At 60.7% G+C, this 17,473-nt stretch carries 14 protein-coding genes; 13 read left to right on the forward strand and 1 reads right to left on the reverse strand.

Going from position 1 to position 17,473, the window contains the following annotated elements; translation table 11 throughout:
- The first annotated feature begins 6 nt into the window (after nt 1–6).
- The 10 genes from VW35_RS11670 (at nt 7) to VW35_RS11715 (ending at nt 12,532) form a co-directional block, all read left to right on the forward strand.
- Nucleotides 7–2,049, forward strand: a complete 2,043-nt coding sequence (locus tag VW35_RS11670) for a methyl-accepting chemotaxis protein (protein WP_052951681.1) — start codon at nt 7–9, stop codon at nt 2,047–2,049.
- Between the two features lie 273 nt (nt 2,050–2,322).
- Nucleotides 2,323–4,761 (forward strand): methyl-accepting chemotaxis protein, encoded by a 2,439-nt coding sequence (locus VW35_RS22030; RefSeq protein WP_152662571.1) that lies wholly within the window; start codon nt 2,323–2,325, stop codon nt 4,759–4,761.
- 331 nt (nt 4,762–5,092) lie between these two features.
- The gene (locus tag VW35_RS11680) at nt 5,093–6,790 is read left to right on the forward strand and encodes a methyl-accepting chemotaxis protein (protein WP_052951683.1); all 1,698 of its coding nucleotides are present in this window, start codon (nt 5,093–5,095) and stop codon (nt 6,788–6,790) included.
- 59 nt (nt 6,791–6,849) lie between these two features.
- Complete coding sequence (locus VW35_RS11685; RefSeq protein WP_046143224.1) at nt 6,850–7,233, forward strand: methylglyoxal synthase; 384 nt, start codon at nt 6,850–6,852, stop codon at nt 7,231–7,233.
- A gap of 156 nt (nt 7,234–7,389) precedes the next feature.
- Nucleotides 7,390–8,175: an ABC transporter ATP-binding protein gene (locus tag VW35_RS11690; RefSeq protein WP_046143363.1), complete on the forward strand. Its 786-nt coding sequence runs from the start codon at nt 7,390–7,392 to the stop codon at nt 8,173–8,175.
- Nucleotides 8,176–8,248: 73 nt separating this feature from the next.
- On the forward strand, nt 8,249–8,953 hold the full coding sequence (locus VW35_RS11695; RefSeq protein ID WP_046143225.1) for an ABC transporter ATP-binding protein: 705 nt from the start codon (nt 8,249–8,251) through the stop codon (nt 8,951–8,953).
- Nucleotides 8,954–8,956: 3 nt separating this feature from the next.
- Nucleotides 8,957–9,961 (forward strand): branched-chain amino acid ABC transporter permease, encoded by a 1,005-nt coding sequence (locus tag VW35_RS11700; protein WP_046143226.1) that lies wholly within the window; start codon nt 8,957–8,959, stop codon nt 9,959–9,961.
- Entirely contained in the window at nt 9,958–11,247 is a 1,290-nt protein-coding gene (locus tag VW35_RS11705; RefSeq protein ID WP_046143227.1) for a branched-chain amino acid ABC transporter permease, read from the forward strand. The genes VW35_RS11700 and VW35_RS11705 overlap by 4 nt, the downstream gene beginning before the upstream one ends.
- A gap of 68 nt (nt 11,248–11,315) precedes the next feature.
- Entirely contained in the window at nt 11,316–11,849 is a 534-nt protein-coding gene (locus VW35_RS11710; RefSeq protein ID WP_083982700.1) for an antitoxin Xre/MbcA/ParS toxin-binding domain-containing protein, read from the forward strand.
- A gap of 2 nt (nt 11,850–11,851) precedes the next feature.
- A complete protein-coding gene (locus VW35_RS11715; protein WP_046143228.1) occupies nt 11,852–12,532 on the forward strand; it encodes an RES family NAD+ phosphorylase in 681 nt (226 codons plus the stop codon).
- A gap of 213 nt (nt 12,533–12,745) precedes the next feature.
- Here the strand turns inward: VW35_RS11715 and VW35_RS11720 are convergent, their stop codons facing one another.
- Entirely contained in the window at nt 12,746–13,942 is a 1,197-nt protein-coding gene (locus VW35_RS11720; RefSeq protein ID WP_046143229.1) for an ABC transporter substrate-binding protein, read from the reverse strand.
- Nucleotides 13,943–14,164: 222 nt separating this feature from the next.
- Between VW35_RS11720 and VW35_RS11725 the strand changes: the two genes are divergently transcribed.
- The 3 genes from VW35_RS11725 (at nt 14,165) to VW35_RS11735 (ending at nt 17,448) form a co-directional block, all read left to right on the forward strand.
- Nucleotides 14,165–15,205 carry a glycine betaine ABC transporter substrate-binding protein gene (locus VW35_RS11725; protein ID WP_046143230.1) on the forward strand — a complete coding sequence of 347 codons (1,041 nt, stop codon included), beginning with the start codon at nt 14,165–14,167 and terminating at the stop codon, nt 15,203–15,205.
- Between the two features lie 120 nt (nt 15,206–15,325).
- The gene (locus VW35_RS11730; RefSeq protein ID WP_052951684.1) at nt 15,326–16,927 is read left to right on the forward strand and encodes a putative bifunctional diguanylate cyclase/phosphodiesterase; all 1,602 of its coding nucleotides are present in this window, start codon (nt 15,326–15,328) and stop codon (nt 16,925–16,927) included.
- Nucleotides 16,928–17,031: 104 nt separating this feature from the next.
- A complete protein-coding gene (locus VW35_RS11735; protein WP_046143231.1) occupies nt 17,032–17,448 on the forward strand; it encodes a protein tyrosine phosphatase family protein in 417 nt (138 codons plus the stop codon).
- The last annotated feature ends 25 nt before the right edge of the window (nt 17,449–17,473 follow it).

A 17,473-nucleotide genomic window follows, 5' to 3' on the forward strand; every position in this document is an offset into this window, starting at 1 on the left:
GACATAATGAAGATCTTTTCTGCGCTGAGCAGTATCAAGCTCACGACTGCCATCGCCACGCTCGTCGTCGGCAGCATAGTGGTGACCATTACCGCATATTCCGTCAGCAACTACATGAACATGCGGGCGCAGGCGCTGAGCCAGTCCCAGCAGCAGCAGCGAACCGATCTCAAGACGGCTGCCACCATCCTCGAAAAACGCCTCGCGAGCTCGATCGTAACGTGGGCGGAAGACAACAGCATCGGCGCCTTCCAGACTTACAGCATTCCGCGCTTTTACGACAACCAGACCATCGACTCGGTGACCCGTGTGACTGGCGGAGAGGCCGCGATCTTTTCGCTCGATGCGACGAGCGGGCAGTTCTTTGCCAAGACATCGAGCTTTGCCGGGGAAGGGGAGGAGAGGGCGGTCGATTTTCCCGTCGATCCCAATAGTCCGGCCCAGACGGCGCTGGCGCAGGGCCTGCCTTATGAAGGCACCATCGAACTTTTGGGCAAAAGCTATTGGGGCGAGTTCTATCCGATCCATAAGCTCGACAATACCTTGCTGGGCGCCTTCTGGGTCGGTGGGGATATCGACGCTGCCGAAGAGGTCGCGCGTGCCTCAGTCCCGGGCATGATCACGGTCGGCGCCGTGTTGCTCGTCGTCCTCGGAGCCTTTGCTCTCTTGATGTCGCGGCAATTGACAAAGCCCGTGCCAAGACTTGCCGCCACCATGGAAGCCATCGCCGAGGGGCGCTTTGAAACGCCAGTGCCGTATCTTGATCGCCGCAACGAAATCGGCGCCATGGCGCGGCATGTCGAGGTGTTCCGCGAGAATGGCCTTCGTGTCAGCCAGATGACCGAGGCAGAAGCCGCCCGCATCATAGACGAACAAGCAAGCCGCCAGCAGATGATGACGGAACTGCAGCGCGCGTTTGGCGATGTTGTCGATGCCGCCATTGCAGGAGATTTCTCGCAGCGTGTCCATGCCGAATTCCCGGATGACGAACTCAATTCGCTGGCGCGCTCTGTCAATGGCCTTGTCGAAACGGTGGACCGCGGCGTCGGTGAAACCGGAACGGTGCTCTCAGCGCTCGCCAATACCGACCTGACCCTGCGGATGGAAGGCGACTACCAGGGCGCCTTTGCCCGGCTTCAGTCCGACGTCAACGCCGTCGCCGATCGATTGACCGATGTCGTAGGCCAATTGCGGGCGACGTCAGGATCGCTCAAGACGGCGACTGGCGAGATTCTTTCCGGCGCCAACGATCTTTCCGAACGGACCACACGGCAGGCCGCGACGATCGAAGAAACGTCTGCTGCCATGGAGCAACTCGCGACCACCGTGATGCAGAACGCAGCGCGGGCCCAGGATGCGAGCCATGCCGCAGGAGACGTGGCGCGCACCGCGGAACAGGGCGGTCAAGCCATGCGCGATGCGACCGATGCCATGGAGCGGATTACCCAATCCTCGGGCAAGATCTCAAACATCATCGGCATGATCGACGACATCGCCTTCCAAACCAACCTTCTGGCGCTCAACGCTTCGGTCGAGGCAGCAAGGGCAGGCGATGCCGGCAAGGGCTTTGCGGTGGTTGCCGTCGAGGTGCGGCGCCTCGCCCAGTCGGCAGCACAGGCTTCGGCCGAAGTGAAGGTGCTGATCGAACAAAGCGCGACCGAGGTATCATCCGGCTCGCGCCTCGTCGAGGAAGCGGCTAAGACGCTCTCTTCGGTGCTCGGGGCCATCCGCAGCAACACCACATCGCTCGAAGCAATCGCCAAGGACAGTCGCGACCAGGCGGGGGCCATCGAGGAAATCAACGCCGCCGTGCGGCAGATGGACGAGATGACCCAGCACAACGCGGCTCTCGTCGAAGAGACGAATGCGGCGATCGAACAAACCGAAGCGCAGGCTGGTGAGCTCGATCGGATCGTTGATGTGTTCAGGCTCGACGGACATGTGTCGCGAGCTGCTCCGGCGCGAGCAGCTGCAAAAATAAAACATCCCGCACCTGCTCTGCGCAGCCAGGGCAATGCCGCTATCTCTGCCGACTGGGATGAATTTTAATTTCCGACAGGACTTTGCGTCGTAAAATCGGCCCCGATCTACTGATTTTGTCGGGGTTGGGAAACTGGCGCAAAGGCCCGGAAATACTGACAAAACCCACTTTGCCCGGCGCTTGTTTTACCCGCGCTTAACCTAAATCGTGGTTTTCTTCCCGCTAGACGCAGGACATTGCAGATCGCGGCTCGTCCACATGGCGGCCCTTGGCCGGCACCGTAACAGGTGCTGTGCGCTTTGGCCTGAACTGCCCGATCGGTACTGTGCTGCTGGATAGGAATGTTCACCCGCAGGGTGGTGGGGCAAAGCGTTGAAATGAAGTTTTCCGATCTTTCCATTCGGGCCAAGCTGGTGACTGGGGCCGGCGTGCTTTTTGCGCTTGTGCTGGCCGGCATCGTCGCGGGTGGCATTGCGCTGATGTATCAGACCGCAGGCCAAGAAGCGCGCGAGCGGGCGATTGCCCAGCTGGCCGCCTATAACGAAATGGCGTCAGGCCAGATCGGCGGCGTTGTCAGCATGGCGCAAGGCGTCGTCGCTTCGATCGAAGGCGCTATCGAAACCGCGCCGGTAGATCGCGATCAACTAGGCCGCATCATGACCCGTGCGCTCGAACGGCGCCCGGATCTCATGGGCGTGACGCTGGCCTTTGAGCCTAACCAGCCGGACGGTCGCGATGCCGATTTCATCGGCCATGCCTATTCGGACGCGACGGGCCGTATGGTGCCCTATTTCGCCCGTCCCAACGGGTCGATCATCGTCGAGCAGCTCGACATGTCGCCCGAGGCCGGCACCGGCGACTGGTATGACACGCCGCTCAAGGAAGATCGCAACACCCTGACCCCGCCATATAGCTATACCGTTGGCGGAAAGACGGTCCTGATGAGTACCGTCAGCGCGGTCGTCCATAAGGACAACAAGCCGATAGGCATCGTTACCGCCGACATCGCGCTCGATACCATCGCCAATGTCGTCAATGCCCTCAAGCCGCTCGATGTCGGGTCGGTGCAGATCGTCAGCAATAACAATCTCTGGATCGCCAACCCCGATCCGGCGCTGCCCGGTACCGCCGTGGCTCCCGAGATTGCTGCAGCACTGGCGGATCCTAGTCTCCAGGCCGGAAGTGAATATGTCGACGAAAATGGCGTGACGCAGATGGCGTTGACGGCGCCGATGCGGTTTGCAGGCGTGCCCGAGCAGTGGACCATGGTGATGACCGTGCCGGTCTCAGCGATCTATGCCGGGGTCGACCGGACGCGGAACCTCGCTATTCTCGCCTCGATTGGTGTGATCGTGGCCGCTCTCGGACTTGTCTGGTTCGGTGCTGGCTTCATCTCCAAGCCCATTCAGCGCATGACGGCCATCATGCACGAACTCGCGTCTGGCAAGTATGATCTCACCGTGCCTAATCAGCAGGGCAAAGACGAGATCGGCAACATGGCGCGCGCCGTCGAAGTCTTCCGGGAAAACGGGCTCAAGATCAGCCAGATGACCGAGGCGGAAGCCGCGCGCATCGTTGCAGACGAACAAAGCCGCCGGGCGATGATGACCGATCTTCAGGCGGCCTTCGGCGAAGTGGTGGACGCTGCTATATCCGGCGACTTCAGCAAGCGCGTCCATGCCGAATTTCCCGATGCCGAGCTCAACGGCCTTGCCCGGAGCGTCAATGCGCTCGTCGAAACCGTGGATAGCGGTGTGTCCGAGACCGGAATCGTTCTCGGCGCGCTGGCTCGCACCGATCTGACCGTCCGCATGCAGGGCAATTTCACCGGGGCCTTCGCCAAGCTCAAGGATGACGCCAATGCGGTAGCCGAAACGTTGAGCGACGTCGTCGGCCAACTCAAGATGACGTCTCGCTCGATCAAGACGGCCACCGGCGAAATCCTTTCGGGCGCCAACGATCTTTCCGAGCGCACGACGAAGCAAGCGGCGACCATCGAAGAAACATCGGCCGCCATGGAGCAACTCGCCAACACAGTAATGCAGAACGCCGATCGGGCGCGCGACGCCAATGCCGGCACGCAACTCGTCAGCAAGACAGCTGAAGAGGGCGGCAAGGTGATGAGCCGCGCCACCGAGGCGATGGAGCAGATTTCGGCCTCTTCCTCAAAGATTTCCAACATTATCGGGCTTATCGACGACATCGCCTTCCAGACAAATCTCCTGGCGCTCAATGCGTCCGTCGAAGCGGCACGTGCTGGCGATGCGGGCAAGGGCTTTGCCGTGGTGGCGGTGGAAGTGCGCCGTCTTGCCCAATCGGCTGCGCAGGCTTCATCCGACGTCAAGGCCCTGATCGAGACGTCTTCGGGCGAGGTCAATGCCGGCACCAAGCTCGTTCAGGAAGCCGCGGCCAAACTCGCTGCGATGCTCGAAGCGGCGCGGTCCAACTCCGCACTAATGGAGGGTATCGCTCGCGATAGCCGGGAGCAGGCAGCAGCCATCGAAGAAGTCACAATTGCCGTCCGCCAGATGGATGAGATGACCCAGCATAATGCGGCATTGGTGGAAGAAACCAACGCCGCCATCGAGCAGACCGAGTCCCAGGCCAGCGAACTCGATCGGATCGTTGCGGTATTCCGCACTGGTGATCGATCCGAAAATGCCGCGCCCGCCGCTTTGCGTTCCACCGCGCATGCTCGGCCGGTTGGCCCAGCCAAAGCTGCCAACAAGTATCTGAGCCAAGGCAGCGCCGCGATTTCGGCAGACTGGGACGAATTCTGAAAGGGTGAGATGATCTCCAACACAAAGAGGCGCCTTCTGGCGCCTCTTTGCTTTCTCTGGGACAAGAGCCTGTTGGAGGCGCCCAAACGCTAGAATGATAGGCGTTAACACGGAATAAGCTCGCCAATCGGCAAAAATACGGACCGTATTTATTCCGTTGTGGATCGCTCGACTATGCCATCGTGAATGGTTGTTAGTCTGCCCGCGAAATCTATTTGTTGGATTCGTGTTCGGGTAAAAATTACTTCGCCTGAAAGCCTTTGTTAACTGCAGCGGCGCAGCCTCAAACGAGAGGGCAGCGCGGGTTGTCGCCCTCGGAAAGAGGCAGACAATGTGGACCATGGGCATCGGCCAGAACGCTTCGCTGCGTGACCTTGAAGCGCGATGTGCGGCCATCTCCCGGAGCCAGGCGGTGATCGAGTTCGATCTGGATGGCACGATCATCACTGCGAACCAGAACTTTCTTGACGCGATGGGCTATGGGCTTGAGGAAATAGCCGGCAAGCATCACGCCATGTTCTGCGACCGCGACCATGCGGCAAGCGAGGACTACAAGGCTTTCTGGGCTGGCCTGCGCAGCGGCAGTTTCCAATCGGGTGCCTATAGGCGTTTCGCCAAGGGCGGACGCGAAGTCTGGATCCAGGCGAGTTACAATCCGGTCTTCGACAAGCGAGGCAAGCCGATCAAGGTCATCAAGTTCGCGACCGACATTACCCAGCAAATGACCCTGTCGGCAGACCATGCAGCCCAGATCAACGCCATTTCCCGGGTTCAGGCGGTCATCGCCTTCAAACTCGATGGTACGGTGATCGAAGCCAACGAAAATTTCCTTTCAACGGTCGGCTATCGCCTCGACGAGATCGTCGGCCGGCATCATGCGATGTTCTGCGATCCGCACTATGCAGCAAGCGGCGACTACAAGAATTTTTGGACGCGGCTACGCGCCGGCGAATATGTGTCAGCCGAGTTCCAGCGCTTTGGTAAGGGCGGCAAGGAAGTCTGGATCCAGGCGAGTTACAATCCAATATTCGACGCTTCTGGCAAAGTCGTCAAAGTCATCAAGTTTGCGACAGACATTTCGGAACGCAAGCGCGCCGAAGGCATTATCGCGCTCCTCACCGAAAGCCTCGCGCGCATGGCCAATGGCGATCTCGGCGGGCGCATCGACAGCATCTTTACCGGCCAGTACGAGGATTTGCGGAAAGCTTTCAACCGGTCGCTGACTCAGCTGGAAGAGATCGTCTCGGGCCTCAACAGCGCTTCGCAGTCGCTTCGCACCGCCACCTCTGAGATTCTGGCGGGTGCCAACGATCTGTCGCAGCGGACGACGCGCCAGGCGGCGACCATCGAAGAAACATCGGCGGCTGTCGAGCAGCTTGCCTCGACCGTTGCCGAAAATGCCAAGCGTGCCGCAACGGCCAGCGAGACGGCGCGCAATCTGGCGCAGGACGCAACCCGCGGCGGAGCCGTGATGCATGATGCGACCAACGCCATGGCGGCAATCGAAGCGTCCTCGGCCAAGATTTCCAACATCATTGGACTTATCGACGACATCGCATTCCAGACCAATCTGCTCGCCCTCAATGCTTCAGTGGAAGCTGCGCGTGCGGGCGATGCAGGGAAGGGTTTTGCCGTCGTTGCCGTCGAAGTGCGGCGCCTCGCGCAATCAGCCGCGCAGGCCTCCGCAGACGTCAAAGCCCTTATTGAGACGAGCGCCGGCGAAGTGCGCACAGGCGCGCAATTCGTCGATCAGGCAGCGCGAAAGCTCGAAGATATCCTGAAGGGCGCTGAGGATAGCTTTGGATTGATCGACGCCATGGCACGCGCCAGCCGCGAACAATCAGGCGCGCTCGATGAGGTGGCGGACGCCGTTCGCGTGATGGATGAAATGACCCAGCACAACGCGGCGCTGGTTGAACAAACCAATGCCGCCATCGAGCAGACCGAGGCGCAGGCGGTCAAGCTCGACACCATTGTCGACATTTTCCGCCAGGATCGACGTCCAATGCAGCGGGGGTTGGCTGCCTGAAAGCCATTGCCTTTTCTGCCTGAGCCGTGCTTTGAAACCTCGGGGCTGGGGAGAACAGCATGGCAAGAATCGGCCTTGTGGCGCATGACGACAAGAAGGACGATCTTTGTGCTTGGGCCGAGCGGCATAAGGCCAAACTCAGCCAGCATCAGCTTTGGGGAACAGGCACGACCGGCAGCCGCGTGATGGCGGCGACCGGGATGACCGTAAGCCTGCTCAAGAGCGGCCCGCTGGGCGGGGATCAGCAGCTGGGGGCGATGATCTGCGAAGGTAAGCTCGACATGCTGATCTTTTTCATCGATCCGCTCTCGGCCCAACCGCACGACGTCGACGTCAAGGCGCTGACCCGTCTGGCAACGCTTTACGACGTGCCGCTCGCCAACAACCGCTCGACCGCCGATGCGGTCCTGGCCTTCCTCGTAGACCGAACGGATTCGGAATAAACCGTTCTCGCGGAAAAAACGCGCGGCTGGCGGCTTTTTGTCCAGCGCGCCGGCTGCAATGCGTTGACCGCCCGGCGCTCTTGTGAACAGATGCCGCAAATTTGCCCGGATTGAACCGGGCAGGCATGACATTTCAGGAACATTCGGGGCCGTTTGGTGACCACCGACTTGGTGATTGACGTTCGCAACGTCACAAAACGATTTGGCGGCCTCCTGGCCGTCAACGACTGCTCGCTTTCGGTCCGGCGTGGATCGATCACGGGGTTGATCGGCCCCAACGGCGCGGGCAAATCGACCCTCTTCAATATGGTCGCTGGCAATATCGTGCCCGATAGCGGCCAGGTGATATTCGACGGGGCAGATGTCACTGGTATGAAACCATACCAGCTTTTCCGCATCGGCATGCTGCGCACTTTCCAGATCGCGCATGAATTTTCGCAGATGACCGCGCTCGAAAACCTGATGATGGTGCCGGGCGATCAACCAGGCGAGCATCTGCTCGATACCTGGTTCCGGCCAGGATTGGTCAAAAGCCGCGAAACGGCCGTGCGCAAGAAGGCACTCGATGTCGTCGACTTCTTGAAGCTTGGGCATGTGCGCAACGAACTCGCCGGCAATCTGTCCGGCGGCCAGAAAAAACTGCTCGAGCTTGGCCGCACCATGATGGTCGATGCTAAGGTCGTGCTGCTCGACGAAGTCGCAGCGGGCGTCAACAAGAGTCTCCTCAACGATCTGGCCTCGAACATCGAGCGGATGAATCGTGAGCTCGGCTATACGTTCTTTGTCATCGAGCACGACATGGACTTGATCGGCCGGCTCTGCGACCCCGTCATTGTCATGGCACAGGGCGAAAAGATCGCCGAAGGCCCGATGGCCGAAATCCGCGCCAATCCGCAAATCGTCGAAGCCTATTTCGGCTCGCCTGCCGAGGTGGTCTCTTAATGCGGGTCTCCTTGTCCGAAAACCGGTTCCCACTGTTCGCTTACGCGGCCCTCTGGGTCGGGGAGACCCGTTGATGCCTTTGATTGAACTGAAACATGTCGTCGGCGGCTATGGCGGCGCGCCGATCCTCAATGGCGTCAATATTGCCATCGAGAAGAGCGATATCGGCGTCATCGTCGGCCCCAATGGCGCGGGCAAATCGACAACGCTCAAGGCGATCTTTGGCCTTCTCAAGGTCACTGGCGGCACCATCGATTTCGGTGGCGAGAACATTGCCAATTCCCTCCCCGACAAGCTTGTGCCCAAGGGCCTCAGCTTCGTGCCGCAGGAAAAGAACGTCTTCACCTCCATGTCGGTGGAAGAAAATCTCGAAATGGGTGCCTTTACCCGGACCGATGATTTTTCCAGTACGATGGAATGGGTCTACGAGATGTTTCCCGTGCTGCGCGAGAAGCGCCGGCAGCCGGCGGGTGAGCTTTCGGGCGGGCAGCGTCAGATGGTGGCGATGGGCCGCGCGCTGATGAGCAAGCCCAGCCTTCTGATGCTCGACGAGCCCTCGGCCGGTCTTTCCCCACGCTATGTGATCGAGATTTTCGAGACCATTCAGCGCGTCAACAAGGAAGGCGTCGGCATTCTCATGGTTGAGCAGAATGCGCGGCAAGCGCTGGCATTCGCGTCCAAGGGCTTTGTCCTCGCCAGCGGTCAGAACCGCTTCACCGGCACCGGGGCGGAGCTGATCGCCGACCCGGAAGTCGCCAAGTCTTTCCTCGGGGGCTGAGCCGTGACCGAACTCGTTTTCTTCACCAATCAGGTGATCATCTCCGGTCTGGTTCTGGGCTGCATCTATGCGCTCGGGGCCATCGGCATCACGCTGATCTTCGGCATTTTGCGCTTTGCGCACTTTGCCCATTCCGAGCTGATGACCGGCGGCGCTTTTGTCGCTTTTCTCCTTGCCTCTGCCTTTGCGGCCTGGGGTATTGTGACGCCGATCCCGACCGGTTTCGTGGTCCTGCCCATCGCCATGGTTCTCGCCGCCATCCTGGCACTCGGCATCGACAAGGGTTTTTATGCTCCGCTCAGGAAGCGTGGCGCCAAGCCGGTGACGCTCTTGATCGCCTCGATCGGCGTGACGCTGATGATCCAGGGTCTTATTCGCCTGTTCTTCGGCGCCGGCTCGTATTCCTTTTTTGAAAATGAACCCAAGGAAGTCTTTCGCTTTGACCTTGCGAGCATCGGTTCGACCCGGCCGCTGGTGATCACCGAGCCGCAGATTCTGATGATCCTCGTCACCTTCGTGTCGGTGCTGGCGCTGCACTTCTTCCTGACGCGTTCGCGTCTCGGCAAGGCCATGCGCGCCATGGCGGACAATGCCGATCTCGCGCAGGTTTCGGGCATTAATACCGCGCTCGTCGTCCGCGTCACCTGGATCATCGCCGGGGCGCTCGGCTGCATGGCCGGCACGATGCTGGCGCTCGACGTGACGCTGAAGCCGGACTTGGCCTTCAACATCATCCTGCCGATCTTTGCCGCCGCTATCGTTGGTGGTCTTGGCCAGGCCTATGGCGCCATTGCTGGCGGTCTGCTCATCGGTTTTGCCGAAACGCTGGCCGTGTTCAACTGGACCATGGTGCTGCGGCCGCTCAATGCGATCCTGCCGGACTGGATGCAGCTGCCGCCGACCCTAGCGCTGGTGCCGACCGAATATAAGCTCACCGTGGCCTTCGTGATCCTCGTCGTCACGCTTCTCGTCCGGCCCACCGGTATCTTCAAGGGAGCCTCCTCATGATCCAGCGTTCCCTGACGCTTTTCGGCGGCCTGTTCGTCCTGATCCTTCTGGTCGGCTGGGTGATGGGTCTGCCCTTTACCTCCTCACGCCTCGTCGAGGCGGCAGCCTATGCGTTGATTGCGCTTGGGCTCAATATCCAGTGGGGCTATGGCGGGCTCTTCAACTTCGGCATCATGGGCTTTCTCATGGTGGGCGGGGCGGCCGTCACCTTCATCTCCTTCCCGGTCAATCCGGCCTTCTGGGCCGGTGAAGGTCCGGCCATGCTCGGCAAGGCGCTGCTGGCCTTTGCGGTCGGGGCATTGATCGTGTTGGCGGCCCGGAAATCGGATCGCATTGGTATCAGCGGCAAGTGGAAGACCGCGCTGACCGTTATAGCCTGGTTCGTCGGCTATTGCCTTTATCGCAGCCAGATCGATCCGGCCGCGGCCTATATCGAATCGGCCGCGGGCGGCGGCTGGGTCGGTGGGCTTGGCGGCCATCCGGTTCTCGGCTGGATCTTTGGCGGCATTCTTGCTGCGGGCATCGCCTATATTGTCGGGAAAATCTGTCTTGGTCTTCGCACCGATTATCTCGCCATCGCCACGATCGGTATTTCGGAAATCATCCGGGCGCTGATCAAGAATATGGACTGGCTGACCCGCGGCACCCTGACCGTTTCGCCGATCCCGTGGCCCACCCCGCTGCCGCAGGCTTTCCAGGCCGATGGCATGGATGGCTATAGCGCGCTGCTCTCGGCCCGAGCCGGCTATCTGCTGCTCGCAATCATCGTTCTTGCGCTCGTCATGTGGCTGATTTCTCGCGCTTATGCCGGTCCATGGGGCCGGATGATGCGCGCCATCCGCGACAATCATATCGCGGCAACCTCCATGGGCAAGAACGTCACTGCGCGACAGCTCGAAATCTTTGTTTTCGGCTCGGTATTGATGGGCATTGGCGGCGCCATGCTGGTCAGCTTCGTGCAGATCTTTGATCCATCAAGTTATCAGCCGATCAACCACACCTTCCTTATCTGGGTCATGGTGATTGTTGGCGGCGCGGGCAATAATTGGGGGGCGCTGTTCGGCGCAATTCTTCTCTGGTTGATCTGGGTGATTTCCGAACCGCTCTCAAAGGCCGTGTTCGATTTCGTCAGCAGCTGGTCGACCCAGTTCGGCTGGGGCGCCATCCCGGAGATCGAAGCACGGTCAGCACAGATGCGCGTCTTTGTTCTTGGCTTGGTGATCACCATTGCTCTGCGCTTTGCCCCGCGCGGCCTGATACCCGAAGTGGTCAAACGCGAAGGCTGATGTCCAAATTTGGACTATTGGCTTGAAGAATGCGGTCTTCTGGACTAGGTTGGTGTCAGGAGATCGAGATGCGTGGATCAGGACTAGCAGAAAGCCATCGGCCCTTCGTCGGTCAGGATGTGCCACTCTTGGTAGCGGAGCGCTTTGCCCCAGCCAATCGGAAGCGGCTGAGCGGCCCGGCGCTGCGCACCTTTCTCAATATTGCTGAGGATTGGGGTTTGAGCGAAGAGCAGCGGCGGCTGGTGCTCGGCTACCCCTCACGCTCGACCTATCATAATTGGATGCGGTTGGCGCGTGAGGGCGGGTCGGTGACGCTTGATGTCGATACGCTGATGCGGCTGTCGGCGCTTCTTGGTGTCCATCAGGCGCTGGGCGTGCTGTTCGCCACAAAGACGGCTGGCCTCGACTGGCTCAAGGGGCCGCATCTTGCACCAGTCTTTGGCGGGCAGACGCCGCTGGCGCTTATCACCAATGGCAGCATGGACGGGATCATGCAGGTGCGGCGGTTCCTCGATGCGGCGCGGGGCGGGCTCTATATGCCCCCCAATGGCATCGACGCCGTCTTCAACCCGACAACGGACGCCGATATTGTTTGGCGCTGACGATGGATGTTTCCACGCCAGAGGTCAGCTATCGGCTTATCCCCTCGCAATTTCCGCCGATCGGGCTTTTTGAAACTGTTGCATCGGCCGAGGATCTTGAGGCGGTATTGGAACTGGCCGGTTGGACCAATGACCGGCAGGTGACGGAGCGAATTGCACGTCTGCCGAAATCGGATTGGGTTTTCGGCCGGCCCAATGCATCCATCGTCATGGCGGCCTTTCTCCATGCGCCGCCCATGGGCGCGCGGTTTTCGGGGCCCGATTTGGGCGCCTGGTATGCTGCGGCGCGGGTCGAGACCGGCATTGCCGAAGTGGGCCATCATTTGCGGCGCGAGGCTTTTGCGCGCGGCAAGGCTGAAGGTCAGCGGACCTTTAGGGTCTACAGAGCGCGCATCGAGGGCACGTATCGGGAGACGAGCGCAGGCGAACGGCCCGAATTGTTCACCGAGGACTATGGACCAAGCCAGGCCTTTGGCGAGGGTCTGCGGGCTGCGGGCGAGGATGGCGTGGTCTATCCAAGCCTTCGGCACGGCGGCGGGATTTGTATTTGCGCATATCGACCACGCAAGATTTTAGATGTCATGCAGGCTGAGCATTTTTCGATCACCGTGCGGACCGACATGCGGCAGGTCGTCGTGGAGCGGCTTCCGGCGGGCTGGGACAAGGGACCGTCGATTGACTGATGTGCCCCCTCGGCGCATCGTCCCTACCCGTCTTGTCCGGGTAGTCCACGCAGCGATAAAATGGATTGCCCGGACAGGCCGGGCAAGGACGACAGAACAGGCTTGGTATCTCGGTCAGACATAGAGATGCTGCAATCGGCGTTTCGGGTTTTGTGCTACCAAACAAAAAAGCCCGGGATCGCTCCCGGGCTTCCGTTTTTCAGCGGGCCCCGCTTACTGGATCTGGCCCTTCTCGACGAATGCGCCGCCTTCAACGGCGAGTTCGACGATGATGCCGTCGACGTCACCGGCTTCGTCGAAGTCGAGGGCGCCACCGGCACCTTCATAGTCGATGTCGGTACCGGCCTTGATCAGCTCGACAGCCTTCTTCCATTCGCCGGGCAGGATCTTTTCGCCAGGAGCCGAAGCGACGTCGCGCAGCGCATCCGACAGGCCTTCGCGCTCAGCCGAACCGTTCTTCTCGATGGCGAGCGCCAGAAGGAAGGCTGCGTCATAGGCCTGCGGAGCGTAGGTGGCGTTGGCGGTAAAGCCATCGGCAGTGAAGGCGTTGTAGATGTCGACGGCTTCACCGGTCGGGGCACCGGCGCGGGTTGCAATCAGGCCTTCGACGGCGGACGGATCGATACCGGCGAGCAGGTCATCGCCGACCATGCCGTCGCCACCGACGAAAGTCGTGAAATTGCCCGATTCAACGGCTTGGCGCAGGATCGTGTTGCCCGACGCGTTTGCGTAGGCGAGAATCACCAAGTTTTGCGACGCAACGAGGTTGCCGAGTTCGGCGCGATAGTCTGCCTTGCCCTCTTCGTGTGCGAGGTTTGCAGCAACGGTGCCACCGCCAGCAGTGTATGCGGCCGACAGTGCGTCGGCAAAGCCCTTGCCGTAGTCGTTGTTCACGTAGGTGATGGCGATGTCCTTGATGCCCTTGGCGAGCAGCAGGTCCGCCATCTTGACGCCCTGGAGCGCGTCGGACGGGGTGGTGCGATAGACGAGGTCGTTGTCTTCGAGCGTCGTCAGGGCCGGAGCGGACGAGGCTGGCGAGATGAAGACGACATTGCCCGAAAGACCCGAGCCGTTGAACGCGCCGATGGTTTCGCCGGTGCAGAGTGCGCCGACGATGCCGGTCACATTGTCGGTGTTGATCAGCTTGTCAGCCGCGGCAGCGGCAGCAGTCGCGTCGCAAGCGCCGTCCGCCGAAATGAGCTTGAGTTCGCCTCCCAAAATGCCGCCCTGTTCGTTGATCTGGTTCACGACCAACTGTGCGCCGGCAAAGATCGGCGGGGTCAGCGATTCGATCGGACCGGTAAAGCCACCGATGAAACCGATGGTGGCGCCGGTGTCCTGGGCCAGTGCCGGAGCGGCAATGGCCAGGGTCGTGGCGGCGACCGCCAGGGTCAAGGTTTTCTTGAACATGAACGTCCCTCTGTTTGCATTGCGCGCCGGGTGGCCTTACACGGCCTCCTTCTTGCGGCGGCGCAACGGATGTCGGGGGCGCCCACGCGCCCCGCTGGCAGGGACTGTTGCACATTTTCGTGGGGCGAGTCACCGGGGGTCTTGGGCAAAATGGTGAACGCTCGCGGTTGCTTAAGCAAAGTGGATTGCGCATAGACTTGCAGCGTTGGAATGAGGATCCGCATGCGGCATTTGCACTCTTTCATTGGCGGCCTTTTGCTGGCGTTGACAGCCGGCCCGGCGCTGGCGCAGATCACCGTTCTCGATAGCGCGCAGGACCAGACGCAGGATGAGACGGAACCGGCTGAAGCCGGGCCGGCCACGCCGCCGCCGGTCTGCGGCACCCAGCCGATGACTATTGCGCGCATGACCTGGCCGTCCGCAGCGCTTCTTGCCGAAATCCATGCCCGCATTCTCAACACGACTTTCGGCTGCGAGGCGCGGGTCATTCCCGGCGATCTTGCGGCCACCACATCGTCAATGGGATCGACCGGCCAGCCAGCCGTGGCGCCCGAGATGTGGGTGACCCGGATCGCCGATGTCTGGAACGGCGCCATCGAGGCGCAAATGCTGCGTAGCGGGGCGCCGACCTTCGCCGAGACGACGGTCGAAGGGTGGTTCATCCCCGCCTATATGGCTAGCAGCTTTCCCGAAACGCCTGCTGCGGCGGGCCTGCAGCCGCTTCTTTCGACAAAGACCAGCGAAACGCCGGTGCGCTTCATTTCCTGTCCGGCCGACTGGGCCTGTTCGGTGATCAATCGCAACCTGATCGCCGCCTATGAACTCGATGATCTCGTCGAAGTGGTGGTGCCGGCTAATCGCTTCGAAATGGATGCGCTGATTGCCGAGGCAGTCAGCCGGCAGGAGAACTTCGTTTTCTATTACTGGCAGCCCAACGCCATCCTGGCGCAGCTCGATTTTCGCGCGCTCGACATGGGTGCCTACAATGAGGAGGCGATGAAGTGCCTGGCGCTGGCTTCCTGCACCACGCCGCAGCCTTCCTCTTTCCCTGCCGAAATGGTCGTTGTTGCGGTTGCCGAGTGGGTATTTACGGAGGCACCCACCATCGCCTCCTACTTCCAGCGCTCGTCCATTGCCTTGAGCGAAATGAACACGCTTCTTGCCCAAGCGAGCGAGCCGGGCGCGACTGTTGAAGCGGTTGCCGAGCGGTTCGTGTCCGAACGGCGCGATCTATGGGGTGCTTGGGTCGGGACAACCCCCTAGTATTTTACTAGTCTTTGACCATTCAAAGCGGCGCTGCAGTTTTGTCACGGAACCGTCATTCAACGACGGGTGGTTTCGCGTAGTGTGAAGCCAGGTCTGATATATGCCTGTGATCTTGTTATGAATTTTGTGATCAAAACGCGCGGTGTTTTCCGTTCAGCGCGCGGATCTTCCCGACCAAACCGGGCCCTGCTGCGCAAGGCGACCGAACAGGATATCCGTCAGGTCGACCAGTTTATGTCGATCCTCTCCGACTATCGAACCGTTGCCATCCTTGTCGGCCTGATGCTGATTGGGGCGGCCGGGACGGCGCTGATTTCGGCTGGGTCGCGTACTGGTGCCGTCGATCCATTGCTTATCTTCTTCGCCTTTGGGCTCGTGTTGGCCGGGCTCGGGACACTGGTGATCGGCCATCGCATGATCCGCCTCAGCCTCCGCCATGCCGGACGTGAAACGCGCGCGGTTCTGGCGTCTGTCCATCGCGACGCGTTGACCGGCGTATTCACGCGCTCCTATTTCATGGAAGCGCTGCGCAAGGACGTGCATCACGGCTCGGACAAGTCACTGGGCTATATGCTACTCGACATGGACAATCTCAAAGTCCTCAACGACGGCAGCGGCCATAGCGCCGGGGATGCCGCATTGGCGCATCTGGCCAAGACCATTGCCCAAGTGATGCCCGGCGCGCTGGTCGGCCGGCTTGACGGCGACGAATTCGGCATCGCTATTGCCGATTGCGACAACCGCGGCGCGTTACGTCGCCTAGCCGAAGAACTGCTGTGTCGGCTCGACGAGCCCGTCAAAATCGCGGGCCGTCCGACGCGACTTTCAGCCACCATCGGACTTGCCCTCGCGCCGATCGATGCATCTGACGTCGATGATCTCATCGCCAAGGCGGATCTCGCGCTCTACAAGGGCAAGAAGGCCGGTCGCCGGCAGGTCATCGCCTTTGATCCCGATATGCTAGGCGACGAGCGCCATCGCCGCTTCGTCGAGCGCGAACTACGGGCGGCGCTGCTGATGGACGAGCTGGAACTGCACTATCAGCCCGTTTTCGGCACGGATATGCGGGTGCGCTCGCATGAAGCACTGCTGCGCTGGCGGCATCCGGTGCGCGGCATGATTCCGCCGATCCAGTTCATCGGCATTGCCGAAGAAAGCGACCTAATCGACAAGCTCGGCGAATGGGTGGTGCGACGCGCTTGTGCCGATCTTGCCGTGCTGGGCACGCCGGTTGCCGTCAATGTATCGCCCGCCCAGTTACGCCGCTCGGACTTTGCCCGCCAGCTGGGCGCGATGGTTGCGGAAGCCGGGATCGATCCGACACGGCTGATCGTCGAGATTACCGAGAATGTGCCGATGATCGCAGGCGCGGTCGAACAGGCCAACCTCGACGCCATTCGTACGCTCGGGCTCAAGGTGGCCATCGACGATTTTGGGGCGGGGCACGCCAGCCTTCAATATCTGCGTGGTTTCGCCTTCGACATCATCAAGATCGACCGATCCTACGTCGCCAATCTCGGCGACAACCGGATCGACGCGATGATCGTCGGGGCGATCTGCGACATCGCTCGGTCGCTGCAGGTCGATGTCATCGCTGAGGGCGTCGAGACCGAGCAGCAGCTCGAAAAGCTGCGCCTCGCCGGATGTTCTGCTTTCCAAGGCTATTTCCTTGGGCGGCCGCAGGCTTTGTCGCGCCTCGATATTGCCTCTGCCGCTTGATCCATCCAGTGCATCCCTCTCCGACCTACGCAGCAGTTGCATGGCTTGCGTCGCGGTGGATATAAGGAAGGCGGGAAGCCAATGGGCGAAATGGGAGTAGCGACTTGGACTTGAAGCGGATCAACGATCACGTCAGCGTTTCGGGGCAGATTTACCCGGAAGATGTCGCCACGCTCAAATCCCTCGGCTTTACTGCCATCGTCAATAACCGTCCTGATGGTGAATCGCCTGACCAGCCGGCGGGCGCCGAGATTGAAGTGGCCGCCAAGGCCGCCGGTCTCGCCTATTATGCCATTCCGCTGGGGCGAGACGGGGTTAATCCCGACCTCGTCGAGAAAACCAAGGCCGCGCTCGAGGGGAACGACGGCCCGGTATTCTGCTTCTGCCGTTCCGGGACGCGCTCCACGACTCTTTGGGCGTTGAGCCAGGCGGGTGAAATGGATGCGTCCGAGATCATCTCGCAGGCGGCCGAGGCCGGCTACGACATGAGCCATCTCGCCGGCATGCTTTCGAGAAGCTGACACGAACGACTTTGGCGGCAAGGAT

It is taken from the genome of Devosia soli, from assembly GCF_000970455.1.
In the GTDB taxonomy this organism is placed as follows: Bacteria; Pseudomonadota; Alphaproteobacteria; order Rhizobiales; family Devosiaceae; genus Devosia; species Devosia soli.